Origin of the sequence: Candidatus Vicinibacter proximus (assembly GCA_016713905.1) — a bacterium.
GTDB classification, from domain to species: Bacteria; Bacteroidota; Bacteroidia; order Chitinophagales; family Saprospiraceae; genus Vicinibacter; species Vicinibacter proximus.
In genome coordinates this window covers 591,538-610,970 of record JADJOE010000003.1, presented here as the reverse complement: position 1 = coordinate 610,970, position 19,433 = coordinate 591,538, and the positions used below count along the sequence as shown (strand labels likewise).

Here is a 19,433-nt window from a genome sequence, read left to right as displayed (position 1 = left end):
AACTCGTACCTATGTCCATTCAAGTCGAAGATCTAGTTAAAATTTATGGTAGCCAAAGGGCTTTGAATGGTATCAGTTTTACCGCAGAAAAAGGCCAGATACTTGGATTTCTAGGTCCAAACGGAGCAGGTAAAACCACCACCATGAAAATCCTCACAGGATTTCTCTACCCTAGCTCTGGAAAGGCTTCAGTTTGTGGATTCGATTTGACCGAATCCCCAATTGAAGCCAAAAGAAAAATTGGATATCTGCCGGAACACAATCCCTTGTACAAAGACATGTACATTAGAGAGTATCTGCTCACTTTTGCAAAAATCAGCCACATCCAAAATCCATCCAAACGGGTAGAGGAACTCATTGAAATGACCGGTCTCACGAAAGAGCAAAATAAATTAATAGGCTCTCTTTCCAAAGGATACCGCCAAAGAGTAGGACTAAGTCAGGCCTTGTTGCATGATCCTGAAGTTCTGATATTAGACGAACCAACCAGTGGCCTGGATCCAAATCAGATACAGGATATAAGAGATTTAATCAGAAATTTCGGCAAAGAAAAAACCCTGATATTTTCCACCCACATCATGCAGGAGGTTAAAGCACTTTGCGATCGCGTCATCATTATTAACAACGGTAACATTGTCGCAGATGACCCTATCGATATGTTGCAGGAGAAACTTACCGGAAGACAAATCGTCCATGTGGAATTCAATAAAGAAGTTCCGGTTGATTTACTAAAAAACATACCCGGTGTGCAGTCGGTTAAAACCAATGGAAAAGCGCGATACACCCTGTATTCAAGCTCCAGTGAGGATTTGCGTGGATTATTGTTTAATTTTAGCGTACAAAATAATTGGATCATCTACGAAATGAATAAGGACAAAAACAGTGTAGAAGAAGTGTTCAGTTTGCTGACTAAATCAACGACAAAGGAATAGAACATGTGGACGATTTTTAGAAAAGAAATTTCCGGCTTTTTTAGTCTGCTCATTGGCTATGTTGTAATTGGCATATTTATTTTGATCATGGGGTTAATGATGTGGGTATTCCCTGATTACAGCATCCTATATTTTAATTATGCTTCCCTGGACCAATTGTTTATTATGGCACCTATAATTTTCATGTTTATGATTCCAGCCATAACGATGAGATCATTTTCAGAAGAAATTCAAAATGGGACCTTAGAAATTTTGATTACTAAACCCATCACCGAAACTCAGATTGTTTTAGGCAAATTTTTTGCATGTCTTGGCCTTGTTGCGATTGCATTACTTCCCACCCTGTTCTATTTCTATTCGGTATATCAACTTGGATCTCCCGTTGGAAATATGGATACAGGTGCTGTAATAGGATCCTACATAGGCCTGCTCTTTTTAGCAGCCTCCTGTACTGCCATCGGCTTATTTATTTCGGCTGTATCCAAAAACCAGATCATAGCTTTTCTCCTGGCTATTTGCTTGATTTTTATTTTTTACTATGGCTTTTACTTTTTCAGTAAACTCCCTATATTTTTTGGAAAAACTGACGATGTCATCCAGAGAATCGGAATGGATTATCATTACAATTCCATCAGCCGGGGAAGCCTTGATAGTAGAGACATTATTTATTTTTTAAGTTTAATTGGATTATTCATTTGGCTTAACATAAGTTGGTTAAAAAATAGATTTTTCTAAACGTGCGTATTATACAAAACATCCAGGGTTCTTTAAAAGTGATCATGCTTGTAGGCATACTGATTTTTATCAATGTGCTGGGATCCTTTTTTTTTACATCGGTGGACCTAACTGAAGAAAAGAGATTTACACTTACTTCTTCCACTAAAAACATCCTCCGAAGTGTGCCGGATGTGGTATTGGTCAGAGTTTTGCTGGAAGGAGATTTTCCAGCGGGTTTCAAAAGACTTCAACAAAGCACCAAAGAATTACTGGATCAGTTTGGAGCGGAATCAGGTTACATTGAATATCAGTTTGAAGATCCCAATGATGGAACAATTCAGGAAATCAATGCAAGAAGAGAGGAACTTAAAAAAGACGGATTAGTTCCTACCAATTTAATGGTACGGACAGGTTCAGAAAACAAAGAACAATTAATTTATCCTTATGCTATTTTTTCTTTTGGTGAAAAGAAAATTGCCATCAACTTATTAGAACATTCTGCAGATCAAGATCAGGAAACTAATCTAAGCAATTCCATCAGTTTACTGGAATACAAATTTGCCAATGCCCTGCAAAAATTGCAACAACAGGAAAAGAAAAATATTCTTATTTCCATTGGGCATGGTGAATTAGAAAAAGAACAAACCAAAGCATTGGTTCTCCAGCTCAGTTCTTTCTATAATGTTGGCTACATTAATCTAGACAGCAATTACAATTTAAAGAAAGAAATTGATCTGCTCATTATTGCTCGTCCAACCAAACCATTTTCAGAAAAGAATAAGTTTGCCTTGGATCAGTATGTGATGAATGGTGGCAAGATAATCTATATGGTGGATGGTATGTGTATGTCTTTAGACACTTTAAGTACCAGAACAGAATTCATCCCTGAACCGCTCGATATCAACCTTTCTGATTTATTTTTTGAATATGGACTTCGCATTGAACCAAATTTGGTTTTGGATCTCGAATGCAGCAGAATCCCTCAAGTCATAGGTAACCAAGGTGGTAAGCCCCAGATAGAATTATTTCCGTGGTACTATCATCCTTTGGTTGCTTCAAAATCTACACACCCCATTGTAAACAATATTGACAGAATCAGCCTTGAGTTTCCTTCCTCTGTTGATACCCTAAAGACTAAAACACCATTAAAAAAAACAGTACTGATTCAGTCTTCCCAATATAGTCGCTATCAGTTATCCCCAATGAAGGTTGGATTTGACATCTTACGCTACAAAGCAGATCCGGATAAATTCAATAAACCATTCCTCCCAATTGGCATTTTGGTGGAAGGTGAATTTTCTTCCTTATTTGAAAACAGAGTAAGTGAGGAACTCAAAGCTCAACTCGCCGGCCTGGGCATGGAATACAAGGCAAGATCAAGTAATACATCCATTTTGTTGGTAGCAGATGGGGATCTCATTCGTAATTTATACGATAAAGAAACCGGAAAATTTGCACCGCTGGGTTACAATAAATGGGAAAAAACCAGTTTTAATGGCAACAAGGATTTTATACTCAACAGCATAGAATACATGATTGCACCGGATAATGTGCTCAGCGCTAGAGCAAAGGAAATTAAATTAAGAATGTTGGATAAGGTAAAGGCTGAGAAAGAAAAAAACAAATGGCAATTCTTTAATATTGGCTTACCTATAATTTTACTGATCATTTTTGGTCTCATAAACCAATTTATACGTGGAAAAAAATACATCAAACCCCTAAACGCATGAAACAAAAAAACACCTTGATCTGGTTACTGATTTTTATTTGCCTGGGTGGATTGTCCTGGTATTTTCTGAATTATAAAAACAGCAAAACTTCCATTGATACCTCCGACAGAGAATTTGCCGTTAAAGATATAGACCAGGTGACTAAAATTTTTCTGGCAAAAAAAAATGGAGAACCTATCACCCTTGAAAAAATAAATCGCAAATGGTACGTGAATAAAAAATATTTAGCCTTTAACAATACCATTGAAAACCTTTTAGACGTCCTGCAAAAAGTTTCACTTAAGTCTATTCCGCCAAGAGCGGCATACCCTGTAATCATGAATGATATCGCAAGCATAGGACTCAAAGTAGAAATTTATACAACATCGGACAAGCCATTTAAAACCTACTACGTTGGGGGTGTAACCGAAGATGAATCCGGAGTTTATTTTCTCATGGATAATGCAAGGCAGCCATATGTGATGCATTTAGATAAACTCAACTCCAACATTAGACACCGATACGACATTAAGTTGGAAGATTGGAGAGACCGCTCTTTGGTCCCAATGGAAAAAGAAAATCTGAGTGGCGTTAGTGTTGATTACCCATATGAACCTTCCTCATCATTTTTAATAACCAAATCTGGAAATGGCTTAAAATTAGCAAAAGGCCAAACGCCAAATGAATTTGTTCAAAATATGAATCAAAAAATACTGGATTCTTATTTTGAAAACCTTCTGATTGCACAAACAGAGGCCTTTGAAAATACCAATCCATTAAGATCTCAGATCAGCACTAAAATTCCCTGGTGCAGAATTGCCATCAAATCAACCAATCTGCCGGATTCTCTGATCCTGAGCTTCTACCCGATCAATGAAGAAAAAGAAGAACCCATTGATTTAAGTCCGGAATATCTTGCAAGCAAAAAGTTTTTTCGCTTGTTTGTCAACCGGAGCGATGGTGATTTTCTTCTGTTGCAAATAAATCAGGCATCTGCTGTTTTAAAAACTTTCCAGGAGCTCCGCCCTATTCAATAGGTTTATTATCTTTACATCGGCTACAGGAAGCCAATTTTTTATAACACAACACCCTTTTATGAAACATCCCTGTTTGCAGCTTGGACTGCATAGAATTTATCTAGTAATATCCATCGCACTGATCCCTTGTTTTGGATTTAACAACAAGGTTCACACTAATTTAGATTCCAATACTACCTGGGGATTTTATGCCCATAAACTGCTCAATAAGCTTGCGGTTTTTACTTTGCCTGCCGCAATGATAGAATTCTATAAAACCAACTTAGAATACATCAGCCACCATGCAGTTGATCCGGACAAAAGAAGGTATGCCATCAAAGGTGAAGCCATTCGTCATTACATAGATCTAGACCAGTGGAAAAAAGAAATTCATCTTAATTTGCCGGATGATCTTTTGGACTGCATTCTTCAATCCTCTGAGATAAAACTTTTTAAAAATCTGGACAGTGTTTTGGTTTTTGAAAAAATAGAATGCCCGGATATCAATTATAAAGAATTAAAATTTACCCACTCCTTTAAGAATAATTTTTTGGAATATCGGGATGGGATTGAACTACCCCTATTGAAAGAATGGTTGTTAGAATATGCATGGATGAATCACGAAGATGAAAATTGGATCATTGAAACTGATCTGGTTGCAAAACTTTTTCCAACTGCAAATCTTGGGAATTACAAAATGCATATTATAGACCATTTCAGTCCTCATGGCATTTTACCCTATTTTTTACCCCAGATTTACAAGCGTCTGGTCAAAGCTTTTCAAGAAAAAGATGTAGAGAAAATTTTAAAACTTTCATCAGACATTGGACATTATATTGGAGATGCCCATGTCCCACTCCACACTACAAAAAATTACAATGGCCAACTCAGTAATCAAACAGGCATACATGCATTCTGGGAAAGTAGGATTCCCGAACTTTTTGCAGAACAGGATTTCGATTTTGTGGTGGGACACGCTGTATACATCCGGGATATAAGGTCCTATTTCTGGAAAATCATTGAGGACAGTCATCAGTGTGTAGACAGTGTGCTAAGGTTCGAAAAGAGCCTGAGTCAAACCACTCCGTCGGACCAACAATATTGTTTTGAAATGAGATTGGGCGCAGTGACCAAACTTCCGTGCAAAGATTATGCAGCAAGCTATCACACTACCTTGGACAGACAGGTTGAAAGACGATTTAGATCCTGCATTTTATCCATTGGCTCTGTATGGATGAGTGCTTGGACGGATGCAGGTCAACCTGATCTGACAAGCAATACAATTGACCATCAAGCCCTGCCACAAATAAAAACAGATTCCCTTTTAGAAAGTGCGATTTTGAATGTAAGAGATCATGAATAAATCTGAATTAAAAAAAATCTTGCAGCCATGGACCCAAATAATTTTCATACAAAAAAAAATTATTTCTTCGTATTTAACATCTTTCGAAGGATTGGAACTTTTCCAGGCAGACTAATTTTCAATAAACAAACCCCATGAATCGGCTCCATATCCATTCGCCATTTATGTTCACCCAATGGGGTTGCTTGCACAGGAATTTTTGTTCCGATGAGGTGGAACACCTCAAATTCAGGATTTAAATCCTCAGGACCCAATTCAACCACAAAATAATTTTGAAAGGGATTCGGATAAATCATGGGCAATTTGGAAGGATCTGCAGGATTCTCATTACCGGTAAGGCAGGAAGACCCTGAAGTTTTAAATTTTAAGGAAATTTGTGGAGTAAAATTTAGGTTACACAATACGCCCAGCCTGATTTCATAGTCACTGCAGGAATCCAGTCCGGTCAAAAATACCATGGAGGCCCTTGTATTTGATTTTGTCCAATCGGGCTCATATAATTTTCGGTATTGATAATAGACGAGATCATTGTCATTGATTTTTTTGTAATCAATGACAGCTGTGTTTTTGGTGCTGCCTGCAAATTGCACATCAAAAAGCGAACCGCATGAACCATTAGTTATGAGTATACAATAATCTTCATATTCTCCAAACTCCAAGCCCTGACTACAAGGTCCCGGAGCTTCAATATTGTTTTCAGCATACTTAAGCATTACCCGAAACCTGGTGTAACCGTCCTTTGCTTCTGGCGGAATATTAAAATTAAATAATGCTTCACCGTTGCTTTTATAATCTGTAGGAATGATATTTTCTATGGCTTCAAATATGCCATTCTGATTGTAATCCAACCAGGCTACCATATGCATCGTGCTGCTGTCATCTGCAAACCCGGGAACGAGTTTTAAAATATGTGACTGCCATTTGTCCAGCACCCACTGATTAGGAGATCCGGTATAATTGCCATATCCAAGATTATTTCCCGTGTTAAATAAAATATTATCTACGGCAATAGATTCTATCCATTCAAAATTAGATTGTGGTCTGTTGCGCTTACAATAAGAGATGTCTGTACATTGGCCACAACCTTCAGTTTGGATGATCAATGTCTCACTTATTACTGACCATTCCGGATCACAAAAACTATAAAAGTTGCATTCATATTGTTGACAAGGCAGCAAACCGTTTATGTTGATTTCATCACCAATATTATGCTCCATGAATATGGTATCCACCTTTACATCAAATCGCTTTCTAATCACATATGCAATCCTTTTATGGTTAACCGAATGACGAAGATTGACGGTTACAAAATCATTTCCAGCCGTTCTGACCGAAAGGCGATCCGGAGATTGACAGCAACCTTCTGTCCAAATAGATTGAACAGGTGAATAAACCTCCTTGAAACGAATGCAACCTCCTTTGATTCTAAATTCATATTCTGTACAAAAATCGAGGTTATTAAACACAAGAGTACTGTCCGAAAAAGCTTGCTGTAGCGACCAGTTCGTTGCCCCTTTTTTCCTCAACTCCACGCTTACAGGCAACAAACCAAGAGGAACGGTTCTTCTGAATTCAATGCTGTTGATTTCACTATGCAATTCAAATGGTTGGATGCCATTGGCGGCAGAACCTATATTCATGACTCCCCCACTTACCGTAATGCCCTGGAGGGAACTGTTCTTTTTGCTGTTGGATATTAAAAGTGATTTAACAGACAAGGCGGCTGCGCCAGGATCCGAATGGGCGAGCTGTGCAAGATTGTTACATGGAATACTGTATAACAAAGCAATTGCTCCGGATACCTGTGGCGCGGCAGCACTTGTTCCTGAAAAACTTCTCAAGCCATTGGATGGACTGATGGTATAAACATTTTCACCATATGCGCCGATATCAATAGATTTTACACCGTAACCAGCAGTTGGATCTTTTTGATCAAACCAATCCATACTGGTGACTGTAATGAGGTAATCACTTTCACAGGTTGTGGGCAGATCTCCATCCTCATCTACGTTCAAATCCAAATTGGTCGTGGATGCTGCATTCAAAATACCAACCGTACCTAGGGAATCATAAACCGCACACCATATCGGAGCCTCCTCAGGCTTTCCATAATCAGACCCCCAGGAAGTATTGGTAGCCACTACAAAAGCTCCTTGCTTTCCATTGCTCTGGTTGTATGTTTTTCTTGCTTTCCATGGATAGGAATAGGATAATATGGCATTGGCCTCATCTCCTCCTCCGGCAACAAACATTAACTTTACCTTCCAATTGATACCACAAACACCCAAATTGTTATTCCCTGTTGCTGCTGCAATGCCACAAACCGGTGTACCATGAAATCCTGGATCAAAAATTCCACCATCTTTGTAACTATTCCAGCCATAATAATCATCCACATAACCGTTCTGGTCGTCATCCAATTTATTATCCGGTATCTCACCATAGTTTCTCCATAGATTTCCCTTAATATCATAGTGCGCAATGTCCAAACCATCGTCTATTACACAAAGGACGATGGTATCCCCAAGCTCTGTCATGCCTCCGGTGTTCAGATCCCAGGCCAGGTCCGAATCAAAATCAACGCCTGGAAGCCCACCTTCAGAACCGGTATTCAAATGATGCCACTGCCTGAAAAAGTAGGTATCGTTGGGGGATTTTCTTGGATATAATATTTTGTTCTTTTGTATGGCCAGAACTTGAGGATCCTTGGATAACTCGGAAATGAAATAGTCCGCACTGTAGGCGGCGTAATCGAATTCCAGTAAAATGATGTTCCAATCTTCAGACAAGACTTTCTTTAGCCTGATTTCACCGGAATTGGATCTTGACTTTAATCTGTTTTTAAGGAAAAGCTTGGGATCAGCATTAGTGCTGAGTTTTACAATTAGTTCCCCTTGTCTGTGGGTAAGCAACTGAGCAGGTAATTGCCAGGAATACAAGAAAGTAAAACACAAAAAAAAGAATAAAACAAAATACCGGTAACCTGTCATGAAAATTGGAATAAGCAAATCTCCCTACAAGATACATACCACATTAAGCATATCCCATAAATATATTAAATAAACTTACCAACTATATACAAATATCAATTATTTGTTATACATTAGCGTCTAATTTTCAGTACTATTGTTAATTTACGACCAAAACTCTTTTTTATGAAATCATTTCGTATTTACGTTTTGATATGTTTTACATTCTTTGGAGGCTTTATTAAAGCCCAACAAGATCTTGCCATTGCTGCAAAAGAATATTTTAAACAACAAAAATATTCAGAGGCCATTCCTCTTTTTGAAAAACACTTATTGTCTCATCCTCAAGATGTTAACAACCAGCGATACCTTGCCCTTTCCTACCAGAATGCAGGAATGGACCAGAAAGCTAACCATTTATTCAAGTACATATTGGCCAAACCAAACCCCGATTCTGAAGTATATTTCGAATACGCTGAATTCCTGAGAAACCAAACCGATTTTGTCGCGGCTAAAGAAATGTATCTGAAATACGCAAAATTTAATCCTGCAATTGGTAATTACTTTGCTCAGTCCTGTGACTATGCACTAGCTGAATTAACAAAGCCAAAAAACTGTAGTTTGGACAAAATACAGAATGAAGAACTGGAAAAAGTTTCCGTAATAAATGCAGACCTATCTATTAAATCGGGATCCCCTACAAAACCTGCAAAGGTTCAACAACTCAGCTCAAATGCTACCAACAATCTGCTTGCCATTGAAGAGATTATCAACGGTAAGGCCATAGGCAAAGGAATTTATGCATACAGTGAACAAAAAGATTTTGTGGCTTTTACGAAATCCAGCACCTCGCCACTTGCATCCATTATACACCAATCGCCAATTACCTCTTTATATTTTGCAAATATCGATGAAAACGGATCTTGGTCAGATGTGCAGACCTTTGAATATTCAAGCAGCACTTATTCCACTAATTTTCCTGCACTTGCAGACAAAGGCAACACGCTCTATTTTTCTTCCAACAAACCTGGAGGTTATGGTGGGTACGACCTTTATGTAAGCTATAAAGTTCCACTTACAAATTCCTGGTCAGAACCTCAAAATTTAGGATCCCTGATCAATTCTCCCGGAAATGAAATTTCTCCTTTCTACAAATCCAATGACTTATTCTTTTCCTCCGACTGGCACAATGGATTTGGAGGTTTTGATGTATTCAGAACTACCAGAGATGGCATAGCATGGAGTGATATAAATAACTTAGGATCCTGCGTTAATTCCACCAAAGATGAATACCAGTTTATGTTGGACGGAACCAATGATGGTGTTTTTATTTCCAACCGAGAAACAAACAGTGGTGGAGAACATCAGTATAAAACTTCCAGGGTTGCCCTCACCAATGGCATAGGGTCAGCACATCCGATTATGGCATCAGATATAAGCCTTAAGTCACCTATGGACATGAATGTCATGGTATCCCCTTTAGAAGTAAATACAACAGAAGATGCCGGTCAGGTTTTTGATGATCCAAACATTGGCTTTCTTCCTAAAAACCAACAATTGCAAAAAGTATATTTTATCCAGGTTGCTGCGATATCCAACTTCAACGAAGCGATGGCGGACCGATTTAAAAAATATTCCAAATATGGAGATGTATATCGAGTAGAAGCCGATGGTGTTCATAAAATACGAATCGGCAGTTTCAGCAAATTAAACGATGCTTTGTCTACTTTAAGTTTGATGAAAAAGAGTGGATTGAAAGAGGCCTTTGTTGTAGCTGATATCCCTGATGAAAAGCGTTTTAAACTGATCCTCAAAAATTCTAATGATTTTAAAAATATCAAAGAAAGCACCGAAGAGCCAGGTAAATTTAAAATCCGTGTTGCAGAATTTAAAGCACCGGATTGGTTTGATCCATCTCCGCTGCGCGATATTGGTAAAATAGAACATTGGACAAAAGGAGGATGGACCATCATTGTATTGGGAGATTTTGCAAATTCTCACGATGCTATACAGGCCCTGGACAAAGTAAAAGCCAAAGGCTTCAAAGAAGCATATATTGTGATTGAAGAGAATGGAAAGTTGTTTAGACAATAGAGCTTGTAAATTTATATGAGGGATCCATTTTAGAATGGACTTCAAAAAATCTAATAAAATAAAAGCCTTCTCAATTTGAGAGGGCTTTTTACATTTTGTAAACATTCATCTAAACGATCTCAAAAAAATCAGCCGGAAAATTATCTGTACATTACCGCCTTTACAGCCTTGATGACCTTTTCCGGATTGGGTAAATATTCCTGCACCATGGTGGGTGCATAACCCAATGAAACATCTGCAGCATTTACCCTGATCACCGGTGCATCCAAATAATCAAAAGCATGTCGCTGCACCTGAAAGGCAATTTCCGAAGAAACTCCGGCAAATGGCCATGATTCATCCACCACAACCAACCTGTTGGTTTTCTTGACGGATTCTATGATGGTTTTGATATCTAATGGTCGTATGGTTCTTAAATCGATCACTTCTGCATCAATTCCTTCTTTCTCTAATTCCACGGCGGCTTGTTTAGCCACTTCCATCATTTTGTTGAAGGAAACGATGGTAACATCTTTTCCGGTTCTCCTTACTGCTGCGACGCCTATAGGCACATAATATTCTCCTTCCGGAACTTCACCCTGGAATCCATACATCGTCTCTGCTTCCATGAAGCAAACAGGGTCATCGTCCACGATCGCTGACTTGATTAGTCCTTTGGCATCATAAGGATCAATGCAAGAGATCACTTTGAGGCCAGGACAGTTGGCTAACCAGGATTCAAATGTTTGAGAATGTTGTTGGGCCAATTGACCTGCTGCCCCGGAAGGCCCTCTGAAAACTATGGGACATCCGAATTCACCGGATGATTGAGACAAGGTTTTTGCGGCATTGTTGACTATCTGATCAAATGCCAAAACGGCAAAATTCCAGGTCATAAACTCCACAATAGGTCTCAAACCATTCATGGCAGCACCGACCCCAATACCTGCAAAGCCCAATTCAGCAATGGGTGTATCGATTACTCTTTTAGGACCAAATTCATCCAGCATGCCTTTACTGACCTTGTATGCTCCGTTGTATTCGGCAACTTCCTCCCCCATCAAAAAAACATTCGGATCCCTTCGCATTTCTTCAGACATCCCTTCTCTGAGGGCATCTCTGAGTGTAATTATTCTACCCATAAGACTTTTGTTGCCGCAAAAATAGGGCTTATTAAACAACCATTGATAAGGAATTTAGAATATTCAAAGGAATAAAACCCCAGGTTACTTGCTTTAAGTTGAAAGTTTACTTTCCTTTTCCCTGAAACAAAACCCAAAGTGTATAAAACAAAATTTTAATATCCAGGCCCAAGGACCTATTTTCGACATAAAGAATATCGTATTTTAGTCGTTGAAGCATTTCATCCAAATTTGAAGCATACCCGAATTTTACCTGCCCCCAGGACGTAATACCTGGACGAACTTTTAGCAAATGCTTGTAATGTGGTGCTTTTTCCATGATTTTGTCAATAAAATATCTGCGCTCCGGTCTTGGCCCCACCAAAGACATGTCCCCCTTTAATACATTGACAAATTGTGGTAGTTCATCCAATCTCCATTTTCTCATCACAGATCCCCAAGGGGTGATCCGATCATCCTGGTCATTGGATAATTGCGGACCTTCTCTTTCTGCATCCACAGACATGGATCGAAATTTATAAATCATGAAAGGTTGTCCATTAACCCCTATTCTCTCCTGACTGTAAATCACCGGCCCCGGGCTTGAAAATCTGGTCCTGATCATGATGTACAAAATCAACGGGGACAATACGCCCAACATTATAATACTGACAATCAAATCCATCAACCGCTTGATCAGGATTTGCCATTTTGGCATCATTTCTTGCTTGATCTCGATCAATACAGCGCCATAAAGGTGATTCATTTTTACAGTACCCAACAAAATATCATAGGTATCCGGAATGGTGCGCACCATCAGTTGGTTTCCAAATTCAAACAAGACATCCAGAATACTTTTTAGTTTAAGATGCTCAGTGGACTCAATGGCAATGATAACTTCCTCTATGCCTTCTTTTTTTATCACATCGGATATATCTGCGAGACCTCCAAGCTGAGGAAGAAACTGATTCAGCTCGTTGGATCTTCCGCCATTTGAATGTATAAATCCTGCAAACTTATGTCCTAAACTGAATTTCAACGACATGATGTCGTTATACAAATCTACCGCACGTTGATCTCCACCTATAATGAGGGTATTAAATCCCACAACACCCTTCTTTAATCTGCGGCTCATGACAGAAAGAAAAACCATCCTGAAGCTGGCTACAAGCCCAAAATGCAGGAACCAATAAGTACAAACTGTCCTTAAATACCTGGTTTCAAAATTCAAAGATTTATGCAAAAGCAAAGCAAAAAAAATAGTCAGACTTCCTGCCAGCGCAAGCACAAAAGATTGGGTAAAAACTGCCCACCTGGACAAGCGGTAAACATCTTTGTATTGTTCTGTCAACAAGTTTAACAAATACCATCCTACCGGAATCACCAACAAACCCTGAATAAAAAGTTTTTTACATTCCGTCTCCGGATCGAGAATAAAAAAATTGTTACTGTGCAGATAATTGACAAATAAATACCAGGATAATATGGCCAACATAAAATCGCCCGTCTGATAAAGAATATTTTCTTTTCTGATGGTCATTAACGGTGCGTCACTTTAAAGTTATCCAGATAAATATGTTGATCTGTTTTGGCAGTGTCCTGAATGAAAGCAGCCGCAACGGCCAATTTGTACGATACCCCTCTGTAGTTGTTCAGAATGTCTGTAAAATCAAAGTATATTTTATTCCAACTCGATTTAGGAAGTACCAGTGCATTGATTAATCGTGTAGGGGATTCTCCATTTTTATATCCAATAAAACCTACATAAAAAGGAATATCTGATTTGTAATGCAACTCCAGATAAACTTGATTGGGATTAACCGGAATTGGCTTTGGTATGTCGTACCAGGCTTCCAGAATTGGATGGTTATTACTCACCGTTATTTCTCCGGAATTTACGCCTTCAAATGCTTCTGCTGCAGAAGTCAGGATAACTTTTGTTTCCTGGTCTCCATCTATTTCTTCATTGAAAAAATGTATGCGCTCAAAGTCCTCTATAAATGGAAACTTAACATCACTTCCATAAATCAAAACAGGACGAAGAGTATCAGTTTTGGTTTGTTCCAAATCTACATTTACTATAAAAGGTTCCAGAAAAGGATATCTGGTAGGTTGGGTGACCATCCCATTTTTTCTAAATCCGGCATAAATTTTAATTTCTGTATTACCAGAGGATACTATTGGAATGATTGCGGGCATTTCATAAGCACCTACATATTCGTTATTGGCATAAACCCAGACATCTTTGAACTGATGAAAACTACTGCCCTGATCGGGAGAAACCTGCAACTTTAAAGAAGGTATGTATACGTAAGAAGGAATGGCTTCCTGTTGATCCAACTTCGCACAAGATGAAAAAGTGATTAAAGCAATGGTTACTAAAAAAAGCTTTCTAAACATTACTGTTTTCGATTAGGCGAAAAATGGCATCCACGAGGCTTAATGCGCTGATACCGTCTTCCAGGTTGACTTCCGTTTCAGTATCCATAACGATACTTTTTGCAAAAGATTTTATCTCTTCTTTAATTGCATTAACAGGTTCTGTATCCGCCTGAAACAAACTGATGTATTTCTTTCCTTTGTAGGTGTCAATTTCAATGGTATTGTCCTGATAAGCGTCCAACAATGAAATTACCTGCGCTTCCTTCGTTAATAAATCAAGACTGATGTAAGCATCTTCCTGAAATATTCTGATTTTTCGCATTTGCTTCATGGAAATCCGGCTAGCGGTAACATTGGCAACCAATCCATTTTCGAATTCTATCCGGGCGTTACATATATCCGCCATCCTGGAGACAATGCTGACCCCATTGGCTTTTATATCAATTGGTTTTGAACGCGCAATCACGCTGATGAGGTCGAGGTCATGGATCATAAGATCATGCACGACCGATACATCTGTACCCCTGGGATTAAAAGTGGCCAGACGATGTGCCTCGATAAATTTGGGATTCTTAATGGAATCTTTTACCGCCAGAAATCCCGGATTGTATCGCTCCACATGCCCAATCTGTATTTTTACAGGATGTTTTTGCTGCAATTCTTTTAGAGCAAGTGCTTCCTCAAGACTTACCGTGACCGGTTTCTCTATAAAGCAGTGTTTATCGGCAGCGATCGCCTGAGAGGCGAGTTTAAAATGAGTCACCGTGGGGGTCACGATGTCTACTGCCTCACAATTCTGCAATAAATCTTCATAAGAATCGAATGCTCTGACATTGTATTCAGTACAGATATTATTCAGGGATTCTGTATCCAGGTCGTAACAACCCACCAGCTCAATTTCTTCACAATCCAGTATGCATTTAAGATGAATTTTACCCAAATGCCCAAGGCCTGTCAAGCCCAGCTTCAATTTTGTTCCCATTTTAATAAGTCATCTGTAACTTGAATAAAAACAGGAGAAGCAACACCAATAGCACAATTCCGACAAACAAAAAGCCGGTCTGGATCATGTGTCTTCTGAATACATGCAACAATTCATGATCATCCGGGTATTTAGGAAGGATTTCGTCATTCCATCTTTTAATGGATATCATCTGAGAAAAGGTGAACTGGATTCTGCGTTGTACCAACTGACGGTAGTAATTGAGGGTACGCACCCTTATGTAGAGATTGAACAATACAAACAATCCAAAAATGGTCAGTACCAATAATACTTTCATATATGGGATTTAGCTAAGACTTTGCTGTAAAATGTTGCGGGCTTCCTCAAGCGCGGTATCGATGCCCTGAACATTTTTTCCGCCTGCAGTACTAAAAAATGCTTGTCCTCCGCCTCCTCCCTGAATGTGTTTGGCGATTTGTCTTAACCAGGTTGAGGCATTATAAGCGTGGCTGGTCGTTAATTCTTCCGAAATGTAACACATCAATTGAGGCTTGTCCGATTCAACAAACCCAAAGAAAATGATGGCAGGTTCCAGCTCTTTTCCTAAATTAAAAATCAAGGATTTGCAAATCTTACTGTCACCGAGGTCGACTTTTGTAACCAAAGTCTGGATGCCATTTATTCGCCGTGCAGATTGAACGAGTTGATCTTTGAGACCCAGCGCCTTGGCTTCTTTCTGCTCTTGCAATTCCTTTTGAAGTGATTTGTTTTCCTCTATCAAATTTTGCAACTGCTGGATTAGATTGGGCGGATTGTTGAGCAATTGCCTTATTTCTGAAAGCTGCTCCATCTGATTCCTCATAAATTCTTCCGACTTTACAGCAGTAACCGCTTCTATTCTTCGGATACCTGCTGCGATGGCAGAATCCCCTATCAATTTGAAATAGCCGATTTCACCCGTTGATTCTACATGACAACCTCCACACAATTCCCGGGAATAGCTTGGATCAAAGGTGATCATCCGAACATCCTCCCCATATTTCTCCCCAAACAACATCATTGCACCGGATTTCCTAGCCTCCTCAATAGGTAAATGTCGGGTCTCCTCCAACGCTATGTTTTGGCGAATTTTTTCGTTTACCAATTGCTCGATTCTAAGGATTTCCGTCGAACTGAGTTTTTGAAAATGAGAAAAATCGAATCTCAAATAATCCTCATTCACCAGGGAACCTTTTTGGGTGACATGCGTCCCTAATACATTTCTAAGTGCTGCATGCAGTAAATGTGTCGAAGAATGATTTTTTTGAATCAGGGATCTTCTGTATGAATTAATTACTGCACGCACATTCGCTGTAGGTACAGAAGGCAATACTTCTGTCATGTGCAGGATCAGATCGTTTTCCTTCACCGTATCCAACACCTCAACTGCCTGGTTGTCAAAATATAAAATACCTTTATCCCCTACCTGTCCGCCACCCTCCGGATAAAATGGTGTGGTCTCCAGTACCAATTGAAATCTGGTCTGTCCCTTTGTTTGAATCTGTCGCCAGCGCAAAAGTCTGGTTTCCTCTACCTCATGTACATCATATCCCACAAACCTTACCTGACCTTCCGCAACCAAATTCCAGTCTGAATATTCCTTTTTTGCATCTGCCCGTGAGCGCTCTTTTTGCTGGACAAGGCAGACGGAGAATTCTTTTTCATCTACTTCCCATTCTTTTTCTTTTGCGATCAGTTTGGTGAGATCTATCGGAAAACCATAGGTATCATACAATTCAAAAGCATCTTGGCCGGATATCATGCCATTCACCGGTTGAAGCAATTCCAATCTTTTCAACCCCCCTTCCAGTGTCCTTAAGAAGGAACTTTCTTCTTCTTTAATCACACGGACTATCAGTTCCTGCTGACTTTTTATTTCGGGAAAAACATCTCCCATTCCGGTCACCAAAAAAGGAACTAACCTAAACATAAATGGCTCCTTGATGCCGAGGTAAGAATAGTAATACCTGACGGCCCTTCTTAAAATTCTTCTGATGACATAGCCCGGACCTGTGTTTGAAGGGATGGTTCCATCCGCAATGGTAAATACAATGGCTCTGATGTGGTCCGCTAGGACTCTCATGGCCATATCGGATTTATGGATACTGGTATATTGTCCGGTGTAGGGAATGTTGCTAAAATCAGCCATGAATTGTATCATTCCGCTAAAAATATCGGTATCGTAAGAAAACTTCTTATCCTGCAGCACCATGGTAAGCCGTTCGAATCCCATGCCGGTATCAATATGCTTGTCAGGCAATTCCTCCAGGCTTCCATCAACTTTTCTGTTAAACTGAATGAATACCAGGTTCCAAATTTCCATTACCTCAGGAACACCCAGATTGACTAATGCTGCGCCGGGAGATTTTGCACGGTCTTCCTCGGACCTGAGATCTATGTGGATTTCAGAACAGGGACCACATGGCCCGGTATCCCCCATTTCCCAAAAATTATCTTTCTTGCCAAAAAAGAGAATTCTGTCTTCCGGCACCCATTTTTTCCAAAAACCCACAGATTCCATATCCCTGTCAAGACCCTCTGTCTCATCCCCACCAAAAACGGAAACATAGAGTCTGGAAGGATCCAATTTGTATTCTTCCGTCAGTAATTTCCAGGCGAGCTCAATGGCTTCTTCTTTAAAGTAATCCCCAAAGGACCAGTTGCCCAGCATTTCAAACATGGTGTGGTGATAACCATCTGTCCCAACTTCTTCCAGGTCGTTATGCTTGCCACTGACGCGTAGGCACTTTTGAGTATCTGCAACCCTTTTGTCCTGTGCGGGTTTGTTGCCAAGGAAGTAATCCTTAAACTGGTTCATCCCAGCATTGGTGAACATCAGGGTAGGATCATTTTTCACTACAATTGGGCTCGAGGGCACAATTTTATGTTGGTTTTTTTCAAAAAAACTCAGGAACTTTTGGCGAATTAGTCGGGACTCCATATATAACACTTTAAAACCAAAATTATAAAACTCAGACAATCTGTATATTATATATCAAAACATCATATATATATTAAATAGATTTCTGTATGTTTTGTGGTTTGGGATAAGTTGATTAAATTTGTACTATCAAACAAAAAGCGAAATGAATCGGATCGCAAAAGTAGTTAATTTAACATAGCTGCCGAATATGAGGTCTGAAAAATATGTTTATAACCCCCATACCCTTCAATTTGAGAAGGAGAAGCTGACCAGAAAGTCTATATTCCTCAAAGTTTTTACCTTCATTTCTGCAGTCGTCGTGGCCGCTTTTCTGTTCTACTTTTTTACTTCAGAATACTTTCCCTCGCCACGTGAAAAAGCCTTGAAAAAGGAAATCACACAAATGGAGTATCAATATTTATTGATTAAAAATGATCTGGAGCGCGCAGAAAAAGTGCTTACCAATATTCAGAACAGAGATGCCAAGGTGCACAGAGTTTTATTTGGTATGGATCCCATAGATCCGAGTGTTTGGAATGGAGGTGTTGGAGGTCACGACCCTTATGCCTGGACCGGTCAATTCCGCAATAGTGGTTCTACAGTGAAAGATGCTAAAAAATATTTAGACAAACTGGAAAGACAGATTTATTTACAGTCGAGATCCCTGGATACTTTGGAAAAACTTGCCAGAACCCGCGAGGACATGATGGCCAGTGTTCCGTCGGTTAAACCCGTTAGAATGGATCGTCTTTCTACAGATGTACAGCATCTATCCGGTTATGGTATCCGTTTGCACCCTGTTCATAAAGTCAATAAAATGCATGCAGGTATTGACTTCACTGCTCCTGAAGGAACTTCCATCCAAAGTACCGGTGACGGGCGTGTGGTTAAAGTGGAGATTAAAAATTCAGGTTACGGAAAATCCGTATTGATAGACCACGGCTTCGGTTATAAGACCCTTTATGCCCACATGAAAGTAATTAAAGTTAAACAGGGGCAAAAAGTAAAGAAAGGAGAAATCATAGGCAGCATTGGAAACACCGGAACCTCTACGGGGCCGCACTGTCATTATGAAGTACACTTCAACGGGAAGCCGGTAAACCCAATTCACTATTGCATGGATGGACTGAGTCCAAAAGAATACCAGGAAATGGTTGCTAAAGCCGAAATGGCCAATCAATCGTTTGATTAATATCACAACTTACATCCTTTCACAAGGTTTTATTTTAATTTTAAAATGTCAAGC

Annotated in this window: 14 protein-coding genes; 7 read left to right on the top strand and 7 right to left on the bottom strand. The window is 39.4% G+C overall.

Features of this window, described 5'->3' with window-relative positions; genetic code table 11:
• The first annotated feature begins 11 nt into the window (after positions 1 to 11).
• From gldA to IPJ83_10875, 5 genes are read left to right on the top strand one after another with little or no spacing between them, the layout of a single operon-like run.
• Positions 12 to 932 carry a gliding motility-associated ABC transporter ATP-binding subunit GldA gene (gene gldA, locus IPJ83_10895; GenBank protein MBK7881049.1) on the top strand — a complete coding sequence of 307 codons (921 nt, stop codon included), beginning with the start codon at positions 12 to 14 and terminating at the stop codon, positions 930 to 932.
• Positions 933 to 935: 3 nt separating this feature from the next.
• On the top strand, positions 936 to 1,667 hold the full coding sequence (gene gldF / locus IPJ83_10890) for a gliding motility-associated ABC transporter permease subunit GldF (GenBank protein MBK7881048.1): 732 nt from the start codon (positions 936 to 938) through the stop codon (positions 1,665 to 1,667).
• Between the two features lie 2 nt (positions 1,668 to 1,669).
• A complete protein-coding gene (gene gldG, locus IPJ83_10885; protein ID MBK7881047.1) occupies positions 1,670 to 3,379 on the top strand; it encodes a gliding motility-associated ABC transporter substrate-binding protein GldG in 1,710 nt (569 codons plus the stop codon).
• Positions 3,376 to 4,395 carry a DUF4340 domain-containing protein gene (locus IPJ83_10880; protein ID MBK7881046.1) on the top strand — a complete coding sequence of 340 codons (1,020 nt, stop codon included), beginning with the start codon at positions 3,376 to 3,378 and terminating at the stop codon, positions 4,393 to 4,395. The genes gldG and IPJ83_10880 overlap by 4 nt, the downstream gene beginning before the upstream one ends.
• A 58-nt stretch (positions 4,396 to 4,453) precedes the next feature.
• Positions 4,454 to 5,737, top strand: a complete 1,284-nt coding sequence (locus IPJ83_10875; GenBank protein ID MBK7881045.1) for a hypothetical protein — start codon at positions 4,454 to 4,456, stop codon at positions 5,735 to 5,737.
• Between the two features lie 59 nt (positions 5,738 to 5,796).
• Here IPJ83_10875 and IPJ83_10870 read toward each other — a convergent pair whose 3' ends face one another.
• Positions 5,797 to 8,691: a S8 family serine peptidase gene (locus tag IPJ83_10870; GenBank protein ID MBK7881044.1), complete on the bottom strand. Its 2,895-nt coding sequence runs from the start codon at positions 8,689 to 8,691 to the stop codon at positions 5,797 to 5,799.
• A gap of 201 nt (positions 8,692 to 8,892) precedes the next feature.
• Here IPJ83_10870 and IPJ83_10865 point away from each other — a divergent pair, with 201 nt between their 5' ends.
• Complete coding sequence (locus tag IPJ83_10865) at positions 8,893 to 10,800, top strand: PD40 domain-containing protein (protein MBK7881043.1); 1,908 nt, start codon at positions 8,893 to 8,895, stop codon at positions 10,798 to 10,800.
• Positions 10,801 to 10,940: 140 nt separating this feature from the next.
• Here IPJ83_10865 and IPJ83_10860 read toward each other — a convergent pair whose 3' ends face one another.
• The 6 genes from IPJ83_10860 to alaS form a co-directional block, all read right to left on the bottom strand.
• Positions 10,941 to 11,921, bottom strand: coding sequence for a pyruvate dehydrogenase complex E1 component subunit beta (locus tag IPJ83_10860; GenBank protein ID MBK7881042.1), 981 nt, complete (start codon positions 11,919 to 11,921; stop codon positions 10,941 to 10,943).
• A 106-nt stretch (positions 11,922 to 12,027) separates the two neighbouring features.
• The gene (locus IPJ83_10855) at positions 12,028 to 13,440 is read right to left on the bottom strand and encodes a sugar transferase (GenBank protein ID MBK7881041.1); all 1,413 of its coding nucleotides are present in this window, start codon (positions 13,438 to 13,440) and stop codon (positions 12,028 to 12,030) included.
• A complete protein-coding gene (locus IPJ83_10850) occupies positions 13,440 to 14,300 on the bottom strand; it encodes a hypothetical protein (GenBank protein ID MBK7881040.1) in 861 nt (286 codons plus the stop codon). The genes IPJ83_10855 and IPJ83_10850 overlap by 1 nt, the downstream gene beginning before the upstream one ends.
• Positions 14,293 to 15,264: a Gfo/Idh/MocA family oxidoreductase gene (locus tag IPJ83_10845; protein MBK7881039.1), complete on the bottom strand. Its 972-nt coding sequence runs from the start codon at positions 15,262 to 15,264 to the stop codon at positions 14,293 to 14,295. Before IPJ83_10845 ends, IPJ83_10850 begins: the two co-directional genes overlap by 8 nt.
• Position 15,265: 1 nt before the next feature.
• Positions 15,266 to 15,562 (bottom strand): hypothetical protein, encoded by a 297-nt coding sequence (locus IPJ83_10840; GenBank protein ID MBK7881038.1) that lies wholly within the window; start codon positions 15,560 to 15,562, stop codon positions 15,266 to 15,268.
• A 9-nt stretch (positions 15,563 to 15,571) separates the two neighbouring features.
• A complete protein-coding gene (gene alaS, locus IPJ83_10835) occupies positions 15,572 to 18,205 on the bottom strand; it encodes an alanine--tRNA ligase (GenBank protein MBK7881037.1) in 2,634 nt (877 codons plus the stop codon).
• Between the two features lie 190 nt (positions 18,206 to 18,395).
• Here alaS and IPJ83_10830 point away from each other — a divergent pair, with 190 nt between their 5' ends.
• Positions 18,396 to 19,379, top strand: a complete 984-nt coding sequence (locus IPJ83_10830; protein MBK7881036.1) for a M23 family metallopeptidase — start codon at positions 18,396 to 18,398, stop codon at positions 19,377 to 19,379.
• Positions 19,380 to 19,433 lie beyond the last annotated feature (54 nt).

What these genes read in the sequence shown, in the direction of transcription:
- gldA (MBK7881049.1), top strand. Translation starts at nt 12, where the DNA reads ATGTCCATTCAAGTCGAAGATCTAGTTAAAATTTATGGTAGCCAAAGG.
- gldF (MBK7881048.1), top strand. Translation starts at nt 936, where the DNA reads ATGTGGACGATTTTTAGAAAAGAAATTTCCGGCTTTTTTAGTCTGCTC.
- IPJ83_10880 (MBK7881046.1), top strand. Translation starts at nt 3,376, where the DNA reads ATGAAACAAAAAAACACCTTGATCTGGTTACTGATTTTTATTTGCCTG.
- IPJ83_10875 (MBK7881045.1), top strand. Translation starts at nt 4,454, where the DNA reads ATGAAACATCCCTGTTTGCAGCTTGGACTGCATAGAATTTATCTAGTA.
- IPJ83_10865 (MBK7881043.1), top strand. Translation starts at nt 8,893, where the DNA reads ATGAAATCATTTCGTATTTACGTTTTGATATGTTTTACATTCTTTGGA.
- IPJ83_10860 (MBK7881042.1), bottom strand. Translation starts at nt 11,921, where the DNA reads ATGGGTAGAATAATTACACTCAGAGATGCCCTCAGAGAAGGGATGTCT.
- IPJ83_10855 (MBK7881041.1), bottom strand. Translation starts at nt 13,440, where the DNA reads ATGACCATCAGAAAAGAAAATATTCTTTATCAGACGGGCGATTTTATG.
- IPJ83_10850 (MBK7881040.1), bottom strand. Translation starts at nt 14,300, where the DNA reads ATGTTTAGAAAGCTTTTTTTAGTAACCATTGCTTTAATCACTTTTTCA.
- IPJ83_10845 (MBK7881039.1), bottom strand. Translation starts at nt 15,264, where the DNA reads ATGGGAACAAAATTGAAGCTGGGCTTGACAGGCCTTGGGCATTTGGGT.
- IPJ83_10840 (MBK7881038.1), bottom strand. Translation starts at nt 15,562, where the DNA reads ATGAAAGTATTATTGGTACTGACCATTTTTGGATTGTTTGTATTGTTC.
- alaS (MBK7881037.1), bottom strand. Translation starts at nt 18,205, where the DNA reads ATGGAGTCCCGACTAATTCGCCAAAAGTTCCTGAGTTTTTTTGAAAAA.
- IPJ83_10830 (MBK7881036.1), top strand. Translation starts at nt 18,396, where the DNA reads ATGAGGTCTGAAAAATATGTTTATAACCCCCATACCCTTCAATTTGAG.